The sequence below is a fragment of the Ensifer sp. ZNC0028 genome, assembly GCF_000799055.1.
Classification (GTDB): domain Bacteria; phylum Pseudomonadota; class Alphaproteobacteria; order Rhizobiales; family Rhizobiaceae; genus Ensifer.
Genome location: NZ_JTLA01000028.1, coordinates 22,155 through 42,437 on the forward strand (window position 1 = coordinate 22,155; position 20,283 = coordinate 42,437).

The following is a 20,283-nucleotide window of genomic DNA, read 5'->3' on the forward strand; positions in this document are numbered from 1 at the left end:
GCCGCAAAGCTGCGGCGGCATCGGGACACGGTGCAGCAAGATGCTGATTATAAAAGGATATTCTCAGACGCGCGCCCTGAAGCGCGCTTCGCAAGCGTCAGAACGCTTCGAAATCGCCGGCCGCCTTCGTCAGCGGCTGGGAGTGGCCGTGGCGCAACATGCCGTTGCCAAGTGCCTTTTTCATATCGGCAAGCTTCACCAGGTTGACGGCCGTGGTGACGTCGACCATCCAGGCGTCCGGGATCGATGCGGTAATCGTGTCGATGAATTCGGCCAGCCCGCGGGTCTTCTGCACGGCAAGGTCGATACCCTGCAGCACCATCATCTTGTCGGGATTGGCAAGCGCATCGGCGCCATGGTCACCGGCAAGCTGTGGCTCGATCCGCTCGATCAGATAGGCGACGTCGTGCAATTCGGTGACGATGCGCATCAGCACTTCGGGGAGCGCTTCTTCCACGTGCGGCATGTGGGCCTGGTAGTCGGTCTGCATGTGTATGTCTCACGTGGCTCGGGGCTGCGGTAGAAGTCGTATTTCGGGCCTGCGAGGCGCCTGCCTCGCAGGATCAGAAGAATTCGATGGAGCTTTCGGCCGGCTTCGGCGCGACGATCGGGCGTTCCTCCAGTTGCACCGTGCGCTGCGTTTCGACACCGGTCAGGGCATATTGCCGGGCGCGGCCGGACGACGGCCAGTATTCGAGCTTGCGACCGTGCTCGCCACCGGTGCTCTCGCCGACGATGCGGATGCCCTCGTCGAGCAGGAACTGGCGCGCGAAGGCGGCGTTCTGTTCTCCGACATTGGAAAACCGCGCGATCGTCTTGGCGCCGCCGAAGATCTTGGCTTCGAGACGATCTCGCCGGGCGCCCTGTTTCAGGAGGCCGTTGATAAGCAACTCCATCAGGTGGACCCCGTAGCGGGTCGCGTCGCCGCCAGATGTGGGCGACGTCGCGGAACCTGGCAGCAGGAAGTGATTCATGCCGCCGACGCCGACCACGGGATCGCGCATGCAGGCTGCCACACAGGAGCCGAGAATGGTCGACAGAACGATGTTCGGATCGTTGAAGACCTTGTACTCGCCCTGGATGACATGCACGCGCTTGCCGGCGGCTTCCATGTTCATTTGAGCGCCCCGAATACGGCTTCGATCGCAGCCTTCATCTTTTCGATGGTGAAGGGCTTGGCCAGAACGTTGTTGGCACCGAGGGCCGCCGCCTTCTGAACCAGGGCACGGTCGCCCTGAGCCGTCAGGATGATGAAGGCCGCCTTCTTGGTCGCCGGGTTCGAACGGACCGCCTGCAGCAGGCCAAGCCCGTCCATCTTCGGCATGTTGAAGTCGGAGATCACCAGGTGGTGCGGGTTCTGAGCCATGATCTTCATGCCCTGCTCCCCGTCACCGGCGGCGGTGATCTGCTTGAAGCCGAGCTGCTGCAGGGCGTCGCCCAGAAGCAGGCGGCTTGTCACCTGATCGTCGACGATCAGAACTTTGATTTTTTCGGCGATGGACATTATTCGCTTCCTTCCTTGCGGAGCGCCGCTGCTTTCAGGACCTCCTCCCCGATGGAGCCGAGGGGGAGCTGGGTTTCAACGGCGCCCAATTCATAGGCGACTCTCGGCATGCCGTAGACGACACATGTCTTTTCGTTCTGGCCGAAGGTCTTTGCTCCGGCATGCCGCATTTTCAGGAGACCGGAGGCGCCGTCGCGCCCCATGCCGGTCAGAATGACACCGATCGCATTGCGCCCGGCAAGCTCGGCCACCGAATCGAACAGCACGTCGACCGAAGGCCGATGCCCGTTGACCGGGTCGCGGTCCACCAGCCGGCAGCAGGGCGCCGTCGGATTGGCGACCTGCAGATGGCGCTCGCCACCGGGCGCCAGGTAAACCTTGCCGATTTCGAGCCGCGCACCGTCCGTCGCCTCCTGCACCGTCGGCGCGCAGAGGCGGTTCAACCGCTCGGCGAAGCTTTTGGTGAAGGTGTGCGGCATGTGCTGCGTGATCACCGTCGGCGGGCAATTGGCAGGGAACTTCTGCAGAACCGTGATCAGGGCTTCGACGCCGCCGGTCGAGGCGCCGATGGCGATGATCTTGCGACCGGCCCGGTATTCGGACGCCGTATTTGCATTGGCCGGAGCCGGCGCCGCAACCTTGTTGCCGGTGATGATGAACTTGCGCTGCGAGCGAGCCGCAGCCTTCACCTTGTCGACGAGGCCGGCAAAGGGATGCGGGTCGCCCGGATGCGGCTTGCCGACGCAATCGAAGGCGCCGATCTCGAGTGCGGCGATCGTGGCTTCGGCCCCCTTGTGGGTGAGCGTCGAGACCATGATGACCGGCATCGGCCGCAGCCGCATGATCTTGTCGAGGAATTCGAGGCCGTTCATGTTCGGCATTTCGATGTCGAGGGTGACGACATCGGGATCGAGCTGCTTGATCGCCTGGCGCGCTTCCATGGCGTCGGCCGCCTGGCCGACGACGGTCACGTCAGGATCGGCGTTGAGCACGGCGGTGATCAGGCCACGCATGGTGGCGGAGTCGTCAACGACGAGAACACGAGCGGGAGCGGTCATGCCCGTCCTCCATGAAATTTGCCGGTGTGGCGGTAGGTGGTAATGCCGATGTTGTCGAAGTGCGCCTTGGCGTCACCGGACACCCGTTCGGAATGGCCGATATAAAGGTGTCCGTCGGTGTTCAGCATGCCGGCGAAGCGCGACCAGATCTTCATCTGCGTCGGCTCGTCGAAATAGATGACGACGTTGCGGCAGAAGATGACATCGAACGGACCCTTGAACGGCCACTGCGCCATCAGGTTCAGTTCGTTGAAGGTGATCAGCCGCTTGACGCGATCATCGACTTGCCACTTGAAGCGGCCGCCGCTGTTGACCTCGGAGAAATATTGCTTGCGCATGGCCGGATTGACGGTTTCGAGCGCGGTCGCGTCGTAGGCACCGGCGCGGGCGAGCGCCAGGATCTTCGGGTCGATGTCGGTCGCAAGGATCCGGAAGTCGTAATCGGCGGCGTTCGGCAGCAGCGACAGGACCGTCAGCGCGATCGAATAGGGCTCCTGCCCGTCCGAGCAGGCGGCCGACCAGATGCGCACCCGGCCACCGGCCTTGGCACGGGCGATCAGGTCCGGCAGCACGTCGGTCTTCAGGTGCTCGAAGTGATGGTTCTCGCGGAAGAAGCGCGTGAAGTTCGTCGTCAGGTGCGAGAGCATGTCACGCCGTGCGGCCGCACCGGCGGGCGAAGCGACCAGCTGGCAATACTCGCGGAAGCCTTTGAGCCCGAGATTGCGAATGTGCTTCGACAGCCGCGAATAGACGAGCGACGCCTTGGTCTCGTTGAGGTAGATGCCGGCATCCGCATAGATCATCGCGGCGATCTCGGTAAGATCGCGACGGGTCAACGGATACTCGCCGCTCGCCAGGCACTCGTCCGGCGACAGTTTCTGTTCGGCGATGATCTGGCTTCTCATGCGGCTTCCCTTTCTTCCTGCGGGAAGATCGCTTCCAGTTCAATAAGACAGATCATCCGGCCTTCGATCGCGAGCACGCCGCGGGCGAAGCTCTTTTCGAATTCCGACGAGATGACATCCGGCGTCGGCTGGATCTTGTCGTCCGTGATCGTCAGGATGTCGGAGACAGCGTCGACCAGAAGGCCGACGACCTGGCTCTTGACCTGTGCGACGATGATGACGTGGCGCACGTTCGGTTCGGCCGGTTTCATGCCGAGCCGGGCCGAGAGATCGACGATCGGCAGCACCGCACCGCGAAGGTTGATGACACCCAGCACATAGGATGGCGCATGCGGCATGGATGTCGCAGGCGTCCAGCCACGGATCTCGCGCACCTGCATGATGTTTACGCAGAATTCCTGATCACCGACGCGGAAAGCGATCAGCTCCCGTCCGTCCGTCGTCAGATTTTTTGCGGCATAGGTCATTGTCATTATCCGACTGCAGCAAGTGACATTTCAGGTTTCAGCGAATGCCCGCGCGAGGCGGCGACGATCGCGTCGACATCGAGGATCAGCGCCACGCGGCCGTCACCGAGAATGGTCGCGGCGGCGATACCCGGCACGTGGGTGTAGTTGGCTTCCAGGCTCTTGATCACCACCTGGCGCTGCCCCTGGATCGCATCGACCATCAAAGCGCGCTGGCCGCCACCTTCCGATTCCACCAAGAGCGCGACGCCCTCGACCGGGTTCGCCTGGATGGCGCGGAAGTTGAGGATGCGACCGACGTCGACGAGCGGGCAGAACGAGTTGCGGATCGAGATAAGCCGCTGGTTGGAGCCGAAGGAGTGGATCGCCGAGGCTTCCGGCTGCAGCGTTTCGACGATCGCGGTCAGCGGCACAACCAGCGTCTGGTTGGCAACGGTGACCACCATGCCGTCGAGAACGGCGAGCGTCAGCGGCAGGCTCATGGTGAAGACCGAACCGTGGCCCGGCTTCGACGAGATGTTGATGCGACCGCCGAGCGCCTGGATCGAGCGCTTGACCACGTCCATGCCGACGCCGCGGCCGGAAATGTCGGAGATCTTGTCGGCCGTCGAGAAGCCGGCGTGGAAGATCAGGTTGTCGATCTCTTCGTCCGACAGATTGGCATCGGCGGCAATCAGGTCGTTGTCGATCGCCTTCTGGCGCACCTTCTCGCGGTTGATGCCGGCACCGTCGTCGGCAAGCTCGATGACGATGCGGCCGGAACGGTGCTTCGCCGTCAGGCGCACGGTGCCTTCGGCGCTCTTGCCGGCGGCGAGGCGTTTTTCCGGCGTTTCGAGGCCGTGGTCGACCGCGTTGCGGATCATGTGGGTCAGCGGCTCGGCGAGCTTGTCGATGACCGTCTTGTCGACTTCGGTGTTCTCGCCTTCGGTGATGAGGCGGACCGACTTGCCGGTCATGTCGGCGATTTCGCGAACGATACGCGACATGCGCTGGAAGACAGGCTTCACCGGCTGGGCGCGGATCGCCATGACCGAATCCTGGATCTCGCGGGTGAGCTGCTGCAGCTCTTCGAGGCCCATGTTGATCGAGGACGTACCGTTGGTGTCGTTCTCGACGACGCTCTGCGAGAGCATCGCCTGGTTGATCACGAGTTCGCCGACAAGGTTGATCAGGCGGTCGACGCGATCGAGATCGACGCGGATGGTCGGCGTTGCAGCCGATGCAGCGGCCTGCTGCGCGGCAGCGCTCTGGGCGGCGGCACTGGCAGCGGGTGCTGCCTTTTCGGCCGGTGCGCGGGCGGCGGACTGCGCCATCTGCAGCACGTTGCTTGCCGTGCCGGCGGCCGAAACCGCGGCGTCGCGATCCTGCTGCTGGGAGGCAAGCTGTTCTTCTTCCTCGACGACACCGACCGATACCGCCGGTTCGTCATCAAGGATCGACAGGTCGAAGGGAACCGGCTGCATCGGCAGCTCTTCGCCCGACTGCGCAGCCTCGTCTTCGATCAGCGAAATTTCCAGGTCGCAATCCCACTCGGCAAATTCGAAGACGGTGCGGATCGCGTCCTCGCCCTTGTCGGTCTTGAGCGAGATCTTCCAGAAGAAGTAAGCGCTTTCCGGGCTCAGCCGATCGAGCGTCGGCAGTGCGCCCATGTCGCAATGGATGCTCATCTCGCCGAGGCGCGAGAGGTCGCGCAGAAGCAGCGTTGCCTCGTTGCCCTTAGCGTAGAGATCGGACTTCGGCTTGAAGACGATCTCGTAGGTGGGCATTTCCATCAGCGGCGGTTCTTCGGCCGCGTCGAAGTCATCGAAGGAGAAGGCGACGGGCTGGAAGCCTTCGTCGTTGACCGGCGGCGGCGCCACGGCGGCGACGGGCTTGGCAACCGGTTCGGCCGGTGCTGCCGATGCCTGCGGCACTTCGCCGTTTGCGAGCGCCTCGAGTTCCTTGATCAGCTGGCGGCTGCGCGCCTCATCGACGCTGCCGCCATCGCGCGCAGCGTTGGTGAGGTCGGCGAGCACGTCGGCCGACTTCAGCATCACCTTCAGAACTTCCGGACCGGGATCGAGCCTGTTGGAACGAACGCAATCAAGGGTCGTCTCGAACACGTGCGCGAAGGAGACCAGGTCGTCCAGCCCGAAGGCGCCGGCGCCACCCTTGATGGAGTGCACCGCACGGAAAACGGCATTGACCGTTTCCGGGTCGCGGTCGCCATCATTGAGCTTCAGCAGACCCGATTCCAGTTCGGCGAGTTGTTCCTCGCATTCCTGGAAGAAGATCTCTTTGATTTCGTTCATATCCATTGGAGGCTATCCCCGGACTTCAGGCCGTTACGCGCTCGATTGCATCGATGAGTTTGGTCGGGTCGAACGGCTTGACGATCCAGCCGGTTGCACCCGCCTGACGCGCGCGGTTCTTCTTTTCCGCATCGCTTTCGGTGGTCAGTACCAGGATCGGAATGGCGCGGTAGCGATCGTTCTTGCGCACGCCTTCGATGAAGCCGAAGCCGTCGAGACGCGGCATGTTGATGTCGGTGACGATCACGTCCGGATTGGCTTCTTCCAGGACCTCAAGGCCCTCGACGCCGTCTTCGGCCTGGATCGTTTCGAAACCGGCATTGTTCAGCGTGACCAGCAGCATGTTTCGGATCGTCCGGGAGTCGTCGACCGTCAGAACTCGCTTCTTCATTTCTCAAATCTCCTTTGCCATCAGGTGGTCGATCTCGACCCCGATGAGCTGTGTCGTTTTGTCGAAAGCGTCCGACACCTTGCTGAAGGTGAAAGACAAATGATCCTCTTCCCAGGTCTTGGCGCCGGCCATCAGCACCTGGACACAAAGCGTCCCGACCCGCTCGACCGCGGAAGCGTCGATCACGATGTCGCTGCCCTTAAGCGCGAGCAGCTTCTCGTGCAGTGCCGTCGCCTCGTTCAGGTCCAAAACCGGAGCGAGGCTAAGCGTCTTCTGAGCGGTCTTCTTGCTGGCCATTCCTGTCTTCCTCGACTGCTAACTCTCTACTGCCCTAATAATCAGCGCTGCCAACCGGCGAGCTGCCGCTGCAGCCCATCATCAAACAACGGTGCGGCCGGCTCGTCGGCAACGGCGGCCGATGCGTGACGGAAGGGCTCGCGACCGGTGCGTGCCGGCGCAACCGGATGGCGGCGCTCCAGGCGGAACTGACGGATGGTCTCGCCGAGTTCGACGATGACTGTGTGAAGATCGTCCGACGAGCGGACGGTATCGCCGGCGAGCGCGGCGCTTGCCTCGACGCCCCTGGAGATCGTGCCGATTTCGCTGGCAACGCCGCGGAGGTCGCCGACCTGCTGCTCCGCCTCGCGGGCGATGCCGGATACGGCGGAATTGATCGACGTCACCTGCTCGACAATGCTGCTGATCGCGTCCTGGGTGCGGCCGACGATCTCGACGCCGGTCTCGACCTGCGCCTTGGTGCCGGAAACGAGCTGCTTGATTTCGCGCGCCGCTTCGCCGGAGCGCTGCGCCAGCGCGCGCACTTCCTGGGCAACGACGGCAAAGCCGCGACCGCTGTCGCCGGCGCGCGCCGCTTCGATGCCGGCGTTGAGCGCCAGAAGGTTGGTCTGGAAGGCGATCTCGTCGATGACGCCGATGATCTGGCCGATCTTTTCGGCCGACGCCTCGATGTCGGCCATGGCGGTGATCGCCTGGCCGGCGATCTCGCCGCTGCGCTCGACCGCGATGCGGGTCTCGTTGGTCTTCGTTTCCGTGGCGCTGATCCGGCCCGAGCCGGTCGCCATGCGTCCGGCCATGTCTGAGAGCATGGCAAGCTGCCCGGAAAGTGCTTCGGCTTCAGCGCTCGCCTTGCCCGAGAAGGCGGTTGCGCCGTCGCGCATGCGGTCGACCAGGGCCCCGGCGGCCTGGTTGCGCTGATCGGACGCCTGAAGGCTTTGCTGGATCTGTTCGAGCGCCGCATTCAGGCTCGCGACGATCGGCTGGTAGGCTTCGACGGCCGTTTCCGGCAGTCGCGCGCCGAGATCGCCCTGGCTTACGCCTTCGGCAAAGTCGCTGAAAAGCGCCTTCACTTCCAGTTCGTCGGCGCTGCGCTGCTCGGCGAGCTGCCGCTGATGCTGCTGGCGGAGAGCGTTGAAGCGGAGCGAAACGCCGATCTCGCTGTCGACGAAGGTCGTGCGCACCAGAGCGGCGACGAGGTCGCAAAGTTCGCGGCGGCGCGCCTTGCCCATCGGCAGGAAGGATCGCGGCCAGGCGTCTTCGATCAGTCCGACGATGAGATGTTCGAGCACGACGGCATGACTTGCCATCTGCCAGCGCGGGTCGAGGCCCATGCGGCTTGCGGTGTCTGCGAGCACCTTGATGCGCTCGGCATAAAGCCCGTCAAAGCGTGCGTCGGTCAGCACGTTCCAGTGCGACGACTGAAGATCCTGAAGGCGATCGATCTGGCGGTCGCTGTCGAAATGGCGGGCGGCGTCGGGATAGGTCTGGAGGCGCTGGAAGAGATCGCGAAGCGCCTGATCAATCCGGGGAGTAAGCTTTTGCCTGTGATCGCGGACGCGGTTGCAGCTCTCGTCATCGAGCCCGGCAAAGCGCAGGCGCTCCAGCAGGCTACCTGCCTGGCCCTTTTTTGCCTGTTCTGACGATGCTTCCTGCCTCAACGCTGATCCCCGGTACTGCACGTTCGGAACTTGCCTGGGGAGCATCAGGGAGAGCCACGGTCCACCGGACGTGCACGCCACATCGATGAGATCAGCCTCCGCCGCAAAGCGTCTGCTGTCGTTCATCCCGCAAGTAAATTCGGTGAAGAATGGATACCGGACCGGAACCGGTACGGCGGGGCGGCATCATGCCTTGAGGAGACTTGTGAATTATCCCATTCCGACGTGTGGGACCATGTTTATGGTTAATTCCTTGCTTGAAGGTTAACGGTCCCTCGCCTCTAATCGGAATCACTAAAATTCACAGGGTGTTTTCACGCGCCATTTTTGCGCTGCAACAAAACTGTAATAAACACGCCTGAAACCAACAGGTTCTCAATCACAAGAGTTTAGAATTGTACTTCGACTTGCGCTCGCGTATCGAAGCGAAAGTGAAGTGGGCGCTGCATGCGCGAAGAAACCTTCGCATCACGCAAAGCGACATCATGACGATGCGCTTACAGGAAACGAACAATGATTGTTCTTGGCATTGGCGCCGCACTCACAGCAATCCTGACAATGATGGCAGTATCGATCGTGCTCAACATCGAGCACAACCGGTCGGCAAAGCGCAGCTCTGTGTTTTGATCGGGGCTTAACCCGTTTCTTACTGACACAACCAGGCATCTCTGCGGCCGGGAACGGATGTTCTACGGCCGCTTTTCTTTGCCCACATGGTTCTGCGTCGCCTTTTGCCATGCCTGCGCATAGGTGGCGAGGCTCTCCGCGATCTCGCCCACAAGCGGCTCGACCCCGGTCCGGACAGCGGATCCCTTAACGAGACATGCAGCACCGAGGCTTGTCCCCGTGATATTGTGGGGATCGGCAAAGACCGGCCGGCCGGTCGCGGCAGCAAGCATGCGCAGATAGGTCCTGTTGGAAGCAAAAGGCCCCTCGACGACGATGTCGCCGCGGGCTCCGATCAGGTCGAGACAGGTGGCCGTCATCAGCGCCAGGTGGAACGAGACGACGACGAAACGTTCGGCGGGATCAAGCTCCTCTTCGTCCGTCGTCCAGATCGCCTTTGCGGCCGGAAAGGGACCGGACCCCTCGGGAATGGACGGCAGCAGCATGTGGCCGGCCCTGGCCACGGCCTCTTCCTTTTCCGGCGACACGGGGACCGCCCCCTCCCCCAAAAGAAGCTGGAAGGCGCGGCCACCCATGAAGCGGGCGGAGGGGACGGGATCGCCAAGCGCGTTGACGTTTACAAGCGTGTCGCGGTGTTCGTCGAGCGCCTTCGCCTCGGCGCCGACCGCGAGCATCACCACCCAGGTGCCGGTGGAGATCACCGAGAAGGGCGCGGCCCGCGTCAGCAGATGCGGCAGCAGCGAGGCATTGGAATCATGAATGCCGCAATAGACCGGGGTCCCTGATGCGATGCCCGTTGCAGCACAGAGCTCCGGCCGCAGAGCACCGGCGATATCGCTCGCCTTCAACACCGGTGCGAAAAGGGGCGCCCACCCCTGGCGTTCGACCAAGGTCGAGAACGCGCCGGCCCGCGGATTCCAGAGATCGGTGTGGCAGCCGAGCGAGGTCAGTTCGTTGCAGAGCGTGCCGGTCAGCCGATAGGTCCAGTATTGCGCATAGGTGAGGATCGAGGCGACCCTGGCGAAGGCGTCGGGAAATGTCTTCTGCTGCCAATAGAGCTGGGCGCCGACATTCAGCCCCATCGGCAGGCGCGCGGAACCGGTCTCGGAAAAGGGCGGCCTGACTTGATCATACTCGGCGGCGAGGCTGTCGGGGCCGGCGTGCTCGTAGTCGAGCACCGGAAGCGCCAGATTGCCTGATGCATCGAGCACGACGGCGGTTGCGCCATGGGTGGTGATCGAGATCGCCTCGAAGGCGTGTTCGGCATGGAGTGCTGCGAGGCTTTCGAGTAGGAAGGCCCAGAGATGCTCGACATCGAAATGCGGATAAGGACCATCGGTCAGCACCGCATTCGCCGTCTTGCGGACGGCGATCTCCTCGAAACGGTCGAGATCGACTGCCGCAACCTTGGCATTGGTCTTGCCGATATCGAGAACGCCAACAACCCGCATGCGATCATTCCATATGAAAGACGGTCTTGAGCGGCACCGCCACCGGTTCGTTATCGGCCTTGGTTTCCATGATATCAGCCATATGCGCCCACCATCTCTGCATGATGGGATGGGACGGCAGCTCGGCCATGCGATGGTCGTCCGTGCGCCAGAGCACGCCGAAAAGCAGATCGGTCTCCTCGTCCAGGTGGATGGAGTAGTCGGAGACGCCGGCCTCCTTCAGCAGGGTGACTAGTTCCGGCCAGATGGCATCGTGCCGCGCCTTGTATTCGGCGGCCATGCCCGGGTTCAGGCGCATGCGGAAGGCGTATTTTTCCATCAGATCCTCAATGTGCGAGACGCTGGCGCGCGCGCCGCCAGAGAATGGGGAGCGCGATCACCGAGATCAGCAGCAGGCCGATGAAGATCGACATGACGATACCCGGCACGTTGAGCAGACCGAAGCCGAAGGTCACCATGCCCATGATAAGAGCTGCCAGCACGACGCCGGGGATGGTGCCGGAGCCGCCGAGAATATTGACGCCGCCGAGCACCACCATCGTTACCACCTCCAGTTCCCAGCCGAGCGCGATCGACGGGCGCGTCGAGCCGAGCCGCGAAGTCAGGCAAATCGAGGCAAGCCCGGCCATCAGCCCGGTCAGAAGGAAGAGGATGAACTTGATGCGCGCAACGCGGATGCCGGAGAAGAGTGCTGCCGTCTGGTTGTTGCCGATGGCGTAGACCGCCCGGCCGAAATTGGTCTTGTGCAGGACGACGCCATAGACGACCGCAAGGGCAGCGAAGAGCGTGAACTCGAACGAGAACACCCACCAGACATAGCCTTGGCCGAACCAGGAGAAGCTGTCGGGATAACCGGTGAAAGCCTGGTCACCGAGGATGATGAAGGAGAGGCCGCGGAAAAGGCTCATGGTGCCGATCGTCACCACGATCGACGGCAGCCCGAGACCGGTGATCAAAAGGCCGTTGATCGCCCCGCATATGAGCCCGACGGAGAGGCCGATCACCACCAGCGCCGGCGTGTCGAAGCCGAGTTGCACGGCATAGCCCATCGCCGTCGAGGCGAGCGCGATGATCGAGGCCACCGACAGATCGATCTCGCCGGAAATGATCACCAGCGCCATGGCGAAGGCAATCATCGCCTTTTCGGTGAAGTTGAAGGTCGCGTCCGAGAGGTTCCACGGGTCGAGGAAATAGGGCGAGGCCAGCGAGTTGCCGAGGAAGATGAGGCAGGCGACGACGAGTAGCAGGCTTTCCCAGCTCTTCAGCAACCGCGCGCCACGGCCTTCCAGCCGGTCGGGAATATGCCGTGGGGTAAGGTGGGTCTCGGCCATCAGACAGCCTCCGCCTTTCTCAAGATGACGCGGCCCTTGCGCCGCTCGGCGCGGGCGTTGACGGCAACGGCGACGATGATGACCATGCCCGAAATCGCCAACTGGGCGAAGGGCGAGATATTGATGACCGGTAGCGCGTTCTTGATCACGCCAAGGAACAGCGCACCGAGCACCGCGCCTGCCACCGTGCCGATACCGCCGGCGATCGATATGCCGCCGATGACGCAGGCCGCGATGATGTCGAGCTCGAAGCCGGCAGCGATATCGACATAGGCGACGGCATAACGCGACACCCAGAGATAACCCGAGAGCCCGGCGAGTGCGCCCGAAAGGCAATAGGCGAAGAAGCGGGTGCGGCCGACATCGATGCCGGTATAGACGGCCGCATGCGGATTGCCGCCGACGGCATAGAAGGCGCGCCCGAGCGCCGTGCGGCTCATCAGCAGGAAGACGAGCGCGATCATCACCAGCGAGAGCCAGGAGAGAACCGGGAAACCAAGGAGTTCGTCGCGCGGCAAGGCCTTGAAGGCGTCGCTCATCTGGTGGGCGTTGATCCACTTGCCGCCACTCAGGAGAAAGATCATGCCGCGATAGATGGTGAGTGTGCCGAGGGTTACGACGATCGGCGGAATGTCGAGCTTCCAGACGAGCGCGCCGTTGATCATGCCGAGCAGCGTGCCGAGCGCGACCGCCGCAAGGATGATCAGCGGGATCGGCAGCCCCGGGAAGGCGGCGTTCAGCATTGCCGCCACCATGCCCGAGAGCGCGAGGTTGGCGGCCATCGAAAGATCGATGCAGCGTGTCAGGATCACCGCCATCTGGCCAAGCGCCAGAATGATCAGGATCGACGTGTCGTTATAGACGCGTGCGAGGTTCGCGGGCGCGACGAAGGGCGGGAAACGCCAGGTGATCAGCGCCAGCAGCACGGCGATCGCGCCGACCAGCAACAGTTCGCGGTTCCTGAGGATGTTTGCCATCACGCGGCCTCCTGAATGCCGGCAGCGGCACGCACCAGCTTTTCCGCCGTCAGATCCGCGCGCTCGAAGCGCCCGGCGATCCGCCCCTCGCGCATGACAATGACGCGATCGGACATTCCCATGATCTCCGGGATTTCCGAGGAGACCATGATGACGCTCAGGCCCTGTGCCGCCAGTTCGCTCATGAAGGCATGGACCGCGGCCTTGGAGCCGATGTCGATGCCCTTGGTCGGCTCGTCGAGAATGATCACCTTCGGCTTCGTCGCCAGCCACTTGGCGATGACGACCTTCTGCTGGTTGCCGCCCGAAAGCGTGCCGACGTCCTGATCGAGCGAGGCGGCGCGCAGGTCGAGGCGCGCGGTGTACTCGCGAGCGAGCGCGAACTCGTTGGCGAGTTTCAGAAAGCCTGAGCGCGAGGTGCGCGACAGCGACGGCAAAGTGACGTTCTGGAAGATCGGCAGGCCGATGATCGCACCCTGGCGGCCGCGCTCTTCCGGCACATAGACGATACCAGCCCGGATCGCTTCGGACGGGCTGCGGATCACCAGCACCTCGCCATCGAGCCGGACGGCGCCGGCCGACGGCCGGGTGACGCCGATCAGCGACTGCATGAATTCGGAACGGCCGGCGCCGACGAGGCCGTAGAAGCCAAGGATCTCGCCGCGGCGAAGCTCGAAGTTGATGTCCTCGAATTCGGTCGGATGGCGATAGCCCGAAACGGTCAACACCGGTTCGCCGATCGCCACGTCCTTCTTCGGGTATACCGAGCCGACGGCGCGGCCAACCATGAGGCGCACCAGTTCGTCCTGGCTGACATCGGCGATCAGCCCTTCATCGACCATCGTTCCGTCGCGAAACACCGTGTAGCGGTCGGCGATGCGGAAGATTTCATCGAACTTGTGGCTGATGAACAGGATCGCCTTTCCGTCTGCCTTCAGCCGTTCGACGAGGGCATAGAGTTCGTGGATTTCCTTGTGCGACAGCGCCGCCGTCGGCTCATCCATGATCACCACCTGCGCATCGATCGACAGCGCGCGGGCGATCGCGACCAGATGTTTCTTGGCGATACCGAGATCGCGCAGGCGGATGGTCGGATCGAGATCGGCGCCGGCGCGCGCAAGCAGCGCCCGCGCATCGGCATTGAGCTTCTTCCAGTCGATCAGTCCCAAGCGATTGCGCGGGGCGTGGCCGAGAAAGATGTTCTCGGCGACCGAAAGCTCGTCGAAGAGCACGGTTTCCTGGTGAATGGCAGTGACGCCGGCGCGGGCGGCCGCAAGCGCCGTCGGGAAATGAACCTCCTGGTCACTGACGGAGATCGTGCCCTCGTCCGGCTGGTAGATTCCGGTCAGGATCTTCACCAGCGTCGACTTTCCGGCTCCGTTTTCGCCGATCAGCGCGGTCACCGATCCTGGATAGAGCGCCAGCGAAACATCGGAGAGCGCCTTCACGCCGGGAAAGGACTTCGAAATCCCCTCGAGCGCAATGGCGGGCTTCATCCGCGATGTGAGCGTATCCTGCAACAAGAGACAGTCCACCATTCAGTCGTTTCGATTATGCAAAGCTTGTCGAGGCGACGGTTACGCCGCGCGAGGATGCCCCTCACCCTGCCCTCTCTCCGCGGACGGAGACAGGGAACGAGTATGCCGCACGCCTCCCTCCTCGTCGGGAAGGGGGCAAACCGTTGCCGCTTGTCCCTTCTCCCCGTCGAACGGGGAGAAGGTGCTGGCAGCCGGATGAGGGGCTTTCGCCGGATCAGAAGATCTTGGCGAATTCCTCGACATTCTTGGCATCGTAGACGAACGGGTCGGCCATCGCGCCTTCGTTGTTGTCGTCGAGCTTGACGGCGCCCATGCGGCCCATCTTCAGTTCAGCACCGGGCTTCGCTTCGGCACCGTTGATCAGGTCGTAGGCAATCATCGTTGCGGAGTAGCCGAGGTCGATCGGGTTCCAGATCGCGAAGGACTTGGAAGCGCCGGACTTCACGTGGCCTGCCATTTCCGAGGGAAGGCCGAGACCGGTGACGTTGATCTGGCCGATCTTGCCGGCGTCGGTGACGGCCTGTGCGGCTGCGACGATGCCGACCGAGGTCGGTGCGATGATCGCCTTCAGGTTCGGATAGGACTGAATGAGGCCTTGCGTTTCGCGGTAGGACTTGTCGGCGAGGTCGTCGCCGTAGACGGTCGCAACGACATTGATGCCCTTGTAGTTGCCCTCAACCTTCTTCATCTCGGCGATCCAAGTGTTCTGGTTGGTCGAGGTCGCCGTTGCCGACAGCACCGCAACGTCGCCGCCTTCAGGCAGGTTGTCGGCGGCGAGCTTGATGATCATGTTGCCGATCAGCGGGCTCGACGACGGGTTGAGGTGCATCAGGCGGCCATCCTTGGCGACACCCGAATCCCAGGAGATGACCTTGATGCCGCGATCCATCGCCTTCTTCAGCGCCGGAACGAGGGCGTCGGTGTCGTTGGCGGAAACGGCGATGGCATCAACCTTCTGGGCGATCAACGAGTTGATCACCTCGATCTGGCCTTCGGCGGTCGTCGTCGTCGGGCCGGTATAGATCACCTCGACGTCGCCCAGCTCCTTGGCGGCTTCCTGCGCGCCCTTGTTGGCGGCTTCGAAGAAGCCGATGCCGAGCGCCTTGACCACGAGCGCGATCTTCTTGTTTTCCGCATGCGCGGCATTGGCCATCAGCGCCAGCGAAACGGCGGCCGTGACCATCAGTGACTTCAGGATCTTCATGCTCATTTCCTCCCAATGACCGGCACGCAACAAGCGTCACCGGCGCGATTTCCTCCATTGGCGATGCCCCGGCCCCTCCGGTCGTGAGCGTCACCTTCCCCTCTCCTCGCCTGCCTCAGGCGGACGAGGACACGTTCTCCGCATCTGCGCCGGCTCTCGAGCTGGCAACGACCAGCCGCACGCCGGCATTTTCGAGCATCGCGGCATGCCTGTCCTCGATGCCCGAATCCGTGATGACAGTGGCGATCCGCTTCAATCCGCACAGGATCAGGCTGGAACGCTTGTGAAATTTCGAGGAGTCGACCAGCACGACGAGTTCGTCGGCCTGGTCGATCAGTTTCTGCTCCGCCTGGATCAACAGCGGATCCGCCTCCATCAGGCCGAGCGGGCCGAGGCCCTGCGCCCCCATGAACATGCGGCGCGCATAGAAATTGCGCGTCACGTCATTGTCGAAGGGGCTGAGGATGATGTTCTGCTCGCGGTAGATGGTGCCGCCCGACAGCATCACCGTGTTCTTCGAGTGCTTCAGAAGATGCTCGGCGATCGGGAAGGAATTGGTGAAAACCTGCATCCGCCGATTGCTGAGGAAATGCACCATCTGAAAGGTGGTGGTGCCACCATTGATGATGATCGGTTCGCCGTCCTCGCAAAGCGCCACCGCCTCCTTGGCGATCGCCTGCTTCTCGCGGGCATGCAGGCCCTCGTTGACCTTGAACGGCCGGCCGGCGAGCCCGACGAATTGCGGCGGATTGATCGCCTCGGCGCCGCCGCGCACCCGGCGCAGCTTCTTCTGCACGTGGAGGGCTGCAATATCGCGCCGGATCGTCGCCTCGGAACTATCGGTCAGATCGACCAGCTCCTGGACGGTGACGACGGGTTTTTCCTGAACCGCCGACTGAATGATCCGGTGTCTTTCTTTCTCGTGCATGCGTTCCTCCGATGGCGTTCATGCTTCCATCACGATCGACCATTGTCAATCACAAACAATCATATTTTTTCATTGTGCAGCGCAGTATGCGCGAACTTGATCGTTTTTGATTGACTTTAACGCTCAAGTCCTGTGATCTGATGCCAACCACATCTCTGCGCGGTCGCCAAGCCGCGCGACATCAGACCGGGAGGAATTCGAGATGCTCGACAAGCAGCAGGGTGCGCGACTTGCAAACCTTTGGGACGAGGCAAAGGCTGCCGGCATGAGCGAATCCGAGCGCCTGCTCTATCGCTCCAACCTGCTCGGCTCCGACAAGCGCATCACCAATTACGGCGGCGGCAACACCTCGGCCAAGGTGATGGAGAAGGATCCGCTTGGGGGTGGCACGGTCGAGGTTCTCTGGGTCAAGGGTTCGGGCGGCGATGTCGGCACGATCGAGCTCGACGGCTTTGCCACGCTCTACATGGACAAGCTCAACGCGCTGAAGTCGATCTATCGCGGCGTCGCGTTCGAAGACGAGATGGTCGGCTACCTGCCGCATTGCACCTTCAACCTCAATCCGCGCGCCGCCTCGATCGACACGCCCCTGCATGCCTATGTGCCGAAGAAGCATGTCGACCACATGCACCCCGATGCGATCATCGCGATTGCCGCGGCCAAGAACAGCCGTGAACTGACGGCAAAGATTTTTGGCGACGACATCGGCTGGCTGCCCTGGAAGCGCCCGGGCTACGAGCTCGGCCTGTGGCTCGAAAAATTCTGCCTGGAAAATCCCCGGGCGCGCGGTGTCGTGCTCGAAAGCCATGGCCTCTTCACCTGGGGCGACACGGCGAAGGAAGCCTATGAGACCACGGTCGAGATCATCAACAAGGCAATCGCCTGGTTCGAGGCCGAGAACACCAAGCCGGCCTTTGGCGGTGCGGTGAAGCCGGCGCTCGACGCGGCGGCCCGCGCCGACGTCGCGCGCAAGCTGATGCCCGTCATCCGCGGCCTGATCAGCGCCGACGAGAAGAAGGTCGGCCATTTCGACGACAGCCAGGCCGTGCTCGATTTCGTCACGTCGAAGGATCTGAAGCCGCTGGCCGCCCTCGGCACGAGCTGCCCCGACCACTTCCTGCGCACCAAGATCCGGCCGCTGGTGGTCGATTTCGACCCGGCCAGTCCCGATGCCGACAAGACGCTGACGGCGCTGCCGGAAGCGATCGCCGCCTATCGCGCCGACTATGCGGCCTACTACGAGCGCTGCAAGCACGACGACAGCCCCGCCATGCGCGACCCGAACGCGGTCGTCTATCTCGTGCCCGGCGTCGGCATGATCACCTTTGCCAAGGACAAGGCGACCGCCCGCATCTCCGGCGAGTTCTATGTCAACGCCATCAACGTCATGCGCGGCGCCTCCGGCGTCTCCACCTATGTCGGCCTGCCGGAACAGGAAGCCTTCGACATCGAATACTGGCTGCTTGAGGAAGCAAAGCTCCAGCGCATGCCGAAGCCGAAGAGCCTCGCCGGCCGGATCGCGCTCGTCACCGGCGGCGCCGGCGGTATCGGCAAGGCGACGGCCAACCGGCTGATGCAGGAAGGCGCCTGCGTCGTGCTCGCCGATATCGATGAGACCGCGCTTGCGGCGGCCGAAGGCGAATTGTCCAAGCGCTACGGCAAGGATTTCGTCCGCTCCGTCAGCATGAACGTCACCAGCGAGGCGGCGGTCGAGGGCGGTTTTGCCGACGCTCTGCTCGCCTTCGGCGGCCTCGATATCCTGGTCTCCAATGCCGGCCTCGCCTCGTCTGCCGCGATCGAAGACACGACGCTGGCACTCTGGACCAAGAACATCGACATCCTGACGACAGGCTATTTCCTCGTCTCGCGAGAAGCCTTCCGCATCTTCCGCCAGCAGAAGGCCGGCGGCAACGTCGTCTTCGTCGCCTCCAAGAACGGCCTTGCCGCCTCCCCCGGCGCGTCGGCCTATTGCACCGCCAAGGCCGCCGAAATCCACCTCGCCCGCTGCCTCGCTCTGGAAGGTGCTGCCGCACAGATCCGCGTCAACGTCGTCAATCCGGACGCGGTGCTGCGCGGCTCGAAGATCTGGACCGGCGAGTGGAAGGAACAGCGCGCCGCCGCCTACAAGATGGATGTCGATGACCTCGAGGCACATTATCGCGAACGCTCGATGCTGAAACTCAGCGTCTTCCCGGAGGATATCGCCGAGGCGATCTACTTCCTTTCCTCCGACATGTCGGCGAAATCGACCGGCAACATCATCAATGTAGATGCGGGCAACGCCCAGTCATTTACCCGCTGATCAAGGAGAGTTTCATGACGACCACCATGATCAGCCAGGCGACGGTCGAGGCCGAGAACGAAAGCCGGCTCAGCGCACTTCGCCGGGATTATGAGAGCCTCGGCGAGAGGCTCGGCCGGCGCGGCATCGCGATCGACGAGATCAAGCGCAAGGTCGCCGCCTACGGCGTTGCCGTTCCCTCCTGGGGTGTCGGCACCGGCGGCACGCGCTTTGCCCGCTTCCCCGGCAAGGGCGAGCCGCGCAACATCTTCGACAAGCTCGAGGATTGCGCCGTCATCCAGCAATTGACGCGGGCAACGCCGACCGTTTCGCTGCATATCCCCTGGGACAAGGTGAACGACATTTCCGAACTGAGAGAAAAGGGCACGTCGCTCGGCCTCAGCTTCGATGCAATGAATTCCAACACCTTCTCCGATGCGCCGGGCCAGGAACATTCCTACAAATTCGGCTCGCTGTCGCATGCCGACGCCGCCACGCGCGCCCAAGCGGTGGAGCACAATCTCGAATGCATCGAGATCGGCCGGCAGCTCGGCTCCAAGGCGCTGACGGTCTGGGTTGGCGACGGCTCCAACTTCCCCGGCCAGAGCAACTTCACCCGCGCTTTCGAGCGTTATCTCGATGCGATGAAAGCGGTCTATGCGGCGCTGCCGGAGGATTGGCGCGTCTACACCGAGCACAAGATGTTCGAGCCGGCCTTCTACTCGACGGTCGTCCAGGACTGGGGCAGCAACTACCTGATCGCCCAGGAACTCGGACCCAAGGCCTTCTGCCTGGTCGACCTTGGCCACCATGCGCCGAACGTCAACATCGAGATGATCGTCGCCCGCCTCATCCAGTTCGGCAAGCTCGGCGGCTTCCACTTCAACGATTCGAAGTACGGTGACGACGATCTCGACACCGGCTCGATCGATCCCTACCGGCTGTTCCTCGTCTTCAACGAACTCGTCGATGCGGAGACCCGCAAGGCCAAAGGGTTCCAGCCGGCGCACATGCTCGACCAGAGCCACAACGTCACCGACCCGATCGAAAGCCTGATGACGAGCGCCACCGAGGTTTGCCGCGCCTATGCCCAGGCGCTGATCGTCGACCGCCCGGCGCTCGCAGGCTACCAGGACGACAACGATGCGCTGATGGCGAGCGAGACGCTGAAGGTAGCCTTCCGCACCGATGTCGAGCCGATCCTCGCGATGGCGCGGCTCGACAGTGGCGGCGCAATCGCACCTGTTGCGACCTACCGCAGAGGCGGATACCGCGCGAAAGTCGCGGCTGAGCGCCCGGCCGTTGCCGGCGGCGGGGGCGGTATCGTCTAACCCTGAACCAAGCGGCACCGGGCTGCCATTTGAGGCCCGGTTCC

Annotated in this window: 19 protein-coding genes; 2 read left to right on the plus strand and 17 right to left on the minus strand. The window is 62.9% G+C overall.

The window, feature by feature from the left end:
* Positions 1-97: 97 nt before the first annotated feature.
* From L981_RS06425 to L981_RS06505, 17 genes are all read right to left on the minus strand, one after another.
* The gene (locus L981_RS06425) at positions 98-490 is read right to left on the minus strand and encodes a hypothetical protein (RefSeq protein ID WP_043613055.1); all 393 of its coding nucleotides are present in this window, start codon (positions 488-490) and stop codon (positions 98-100) included.
* Between the two features lie 73 nt (positions 491-563).
* Positions 564-1,118: a chemoreceptor glutamine deamidase CheD gene (gene cheD, locus L981_RS06430; RefSeq protein WP_043613058.1), complete on the minus strand. Its 555-nt coding sequence runs from the start codon at positions 1,116-1,118 to the stop codon at positions 564-566.
* Positions 1,115-1,504, minus strand: coding sequence for a response regulator (locus tag L981_RS06435; RefSeq protein ID WP_025425902.1), 390 nt, complete (start codon positions 1,502-1,504; stop codon positions 1,115-1,117). Before L981_RS06435 ends, cheD begins: the two co-directional genes overlap by 4 nt.
* Entirely contained in the window at positions 1,504-2,562 is a 1,059-nt protein-coding gene (gene cheB / locus L981_RS06440; protein WP_043613062.1) for a protein-glutamate O-methylesterase CheB, read from the minus strand. The genes L981_RS06435 and cheB overlap by 1 nt, the downstream gene beginning before the upstream one ends.
* Positions 2,559-3,467, minus strand: a complete 909-nt coding sequence (cheR, locus tag L981_RS06445) for a protein-glutamate O-methyltransferase CheR (protein WP_043613064.1) — start codon at positions 3,465-3,467, stop codon at positions 2,559-2,561. Before cheR ends, cheB begins: the two co-directional genes overlap by 4 nt.
* The gene (locus tag L981_RS06450; RefSeq protein WP_043613065.1) at positions 3,464-3,934 is read right to left on the minus strand and encodes a chemotaxis protein CheW; all 471 of its coding nucleotides are present in this window, start codon (positions 3,932-3,934) and stop codon (positions 3,464-3,466) included. Before L981_RS06450 ends, cheR begins: the two co-directional genes overlap by 4 nt.
* A 5-nt stretch (positions 3,935-3,939) precedes the next feature.
* On the minus strand, positions 3,940-6,231 hold the full coding sequence (locus tag L981_RS06455) for a chemotaxis protein CheA (RefSeq protein ID WP_043613067.1): 2,292 nt from the start codon (positions 6,229-6,231) through the stop codon (positions 3,940-3,942).
* A gap of 19 nt (positions 6,232-6,250) precedes the next feature.
* On the minus strand, positions 6,251-6,616 hold the full coding sequence (locus L981_RS06460) for a response regulator (protein ID WP_025425897.1): 366 nt from the start codon (positions 6,614-6,616) through the stop codon (positions 6,251-6,253).
* Positions 6,617-6,619: 3 nt separating this feature from the next.
* A complete protein-coding gene (locus tag L981_RS06465) occupies positions 6,620-6,913 on the minus strand; it encodes an STAS domain-containing protein (RefSeq protein WP_043613068.1) in 294 nt (97 codons plus the stop codon).
* A gap of 41 nt (positions 6,914-6,954) precedes the next feature.
* The gene (locus tag L981_RS06470) at positions 6,955-8,571 is read right to left on the minus strand and encodes a globin-coupled sensor protein (protein WP_043613071.1); all 1,617 of its coding nucleotides are present in this window, start codon (positions 8,569-8,571) and stop codon (positions 6,955-6,957) included.
* A gap of 689 nt (positions 8,572-9,260) precedes the next feature.
* Entirely contained in the window at positions 9,261-10,649 is a 1,389-nt protein-coding gene (locus L981_RS06475; protein WP_043613073.1) for an FGGY-family carbohydrate kinase, read from the minus strand.
* A gap of 4 nt (positions 10,650-10,653) precedes the next feature.
* Positions 10,654-10,968 (minus strand): L-rhamnose mutarotase, encoded by a 315-nt coding sequence (rhaM, locus tag L981_RS06480; protein ID WP_043613076.1) that lies wholly within the window; start codon positions 10,966-10,968, stop codon positions 10,654-10,656.
* A 7-nt stretch (positions 10,969-10,975) separates the two neighbouring features.
* Complete coding sequence (locus L981_RS06485) at positions 10,976-11,980, minus strand: ABC transporter permease (protein ID WP_043613078.1); 1,005 nt, start codon at positions 11,978-11,980, stop codon at positions 10,976-10,978.
* A complete protein-coding gene (locus L981_RS06490) occupies positions 11,980-12,960 on the minus strand; it encodes an ABC transporter permease (RefSeq protein ID WP_043613081.1) in 981 nt (326 codons plus the stop codon). Before L981_RS06490 ends, L981_RS06485 begins: the two co-directional genes overlap by 1 nt.
* Positions 12,957-14,453 carry a sugar ABC transporter ATP-binding protein gene (locus L981_RS06495; RefSeq protein ID WP_043613189.1) on the minus strand — a complete coding sequence of 499 codons (1,497 nt, stop codon included), beginning with the start codon at positions 14,451-14,453 and terminating at the stop codon, positions 12,957-12,959. Before L981_RS06495 ends, L981_RS06490 begins: the two co-directional genes overlap by 4 nt.
* Positions 14,454-14,709: 256 nt before the next feature.
* Positions 14,710-15,699, minus strand: coding sequence for a rhamnose ABC transporter substrate-binding protein (rhaS, locus tag L981_RS06500; RefSeq protein ID WP_043613083.1), 990 nt, complete (start codon positions 15,697-15,699; stop codon positions 14,710-14,712).
* Between the two features lie 115 nt (positions 15,700-15,814).
* Entirely contained in the window at positions 15,815-16,627 is an 813-nt protein-coding gene (locus tag L981_RS06505) for a DeoR/GlpR family DNA-binding transcription regulator (protein WP_043613086.1), read from the minus strand.
* Positions 16,628-16,829: 202 nt separating this feature from the next.
* Here L981_RS06505 and L981_RS06510 point away from each other — a divergent pair, with 202 nt between their 5' ends.
* The gene (locus L981_RS06510) at positions 16,830-18,929 is read left to right on the plus strand and encodes a bifunctional rhamnulose-1-phosphate aldolase/short-chain dehydrogenase (protein WP_043613089.1); all 2,100 of its coding nucleotides are present in this window, start codon (positions 16,830-16,832) and stop codon (positions 18,927-18,929) included.
* A 14-nt stretch (positions 18,930-18,943) separates the two neighbouring features.
* Entirely contained in the window at positions 18,944-20,239 is a 1,296-nt protein-coding gene (gene rhaI / locus L981_RS06515; protein WP_043613092.1) for an L-rhamnose catabolism isomerase, read from the plus strand.
* The last annotated feature ends 44 nt before the right edge of the window (positions 20,240-20,283 follow it).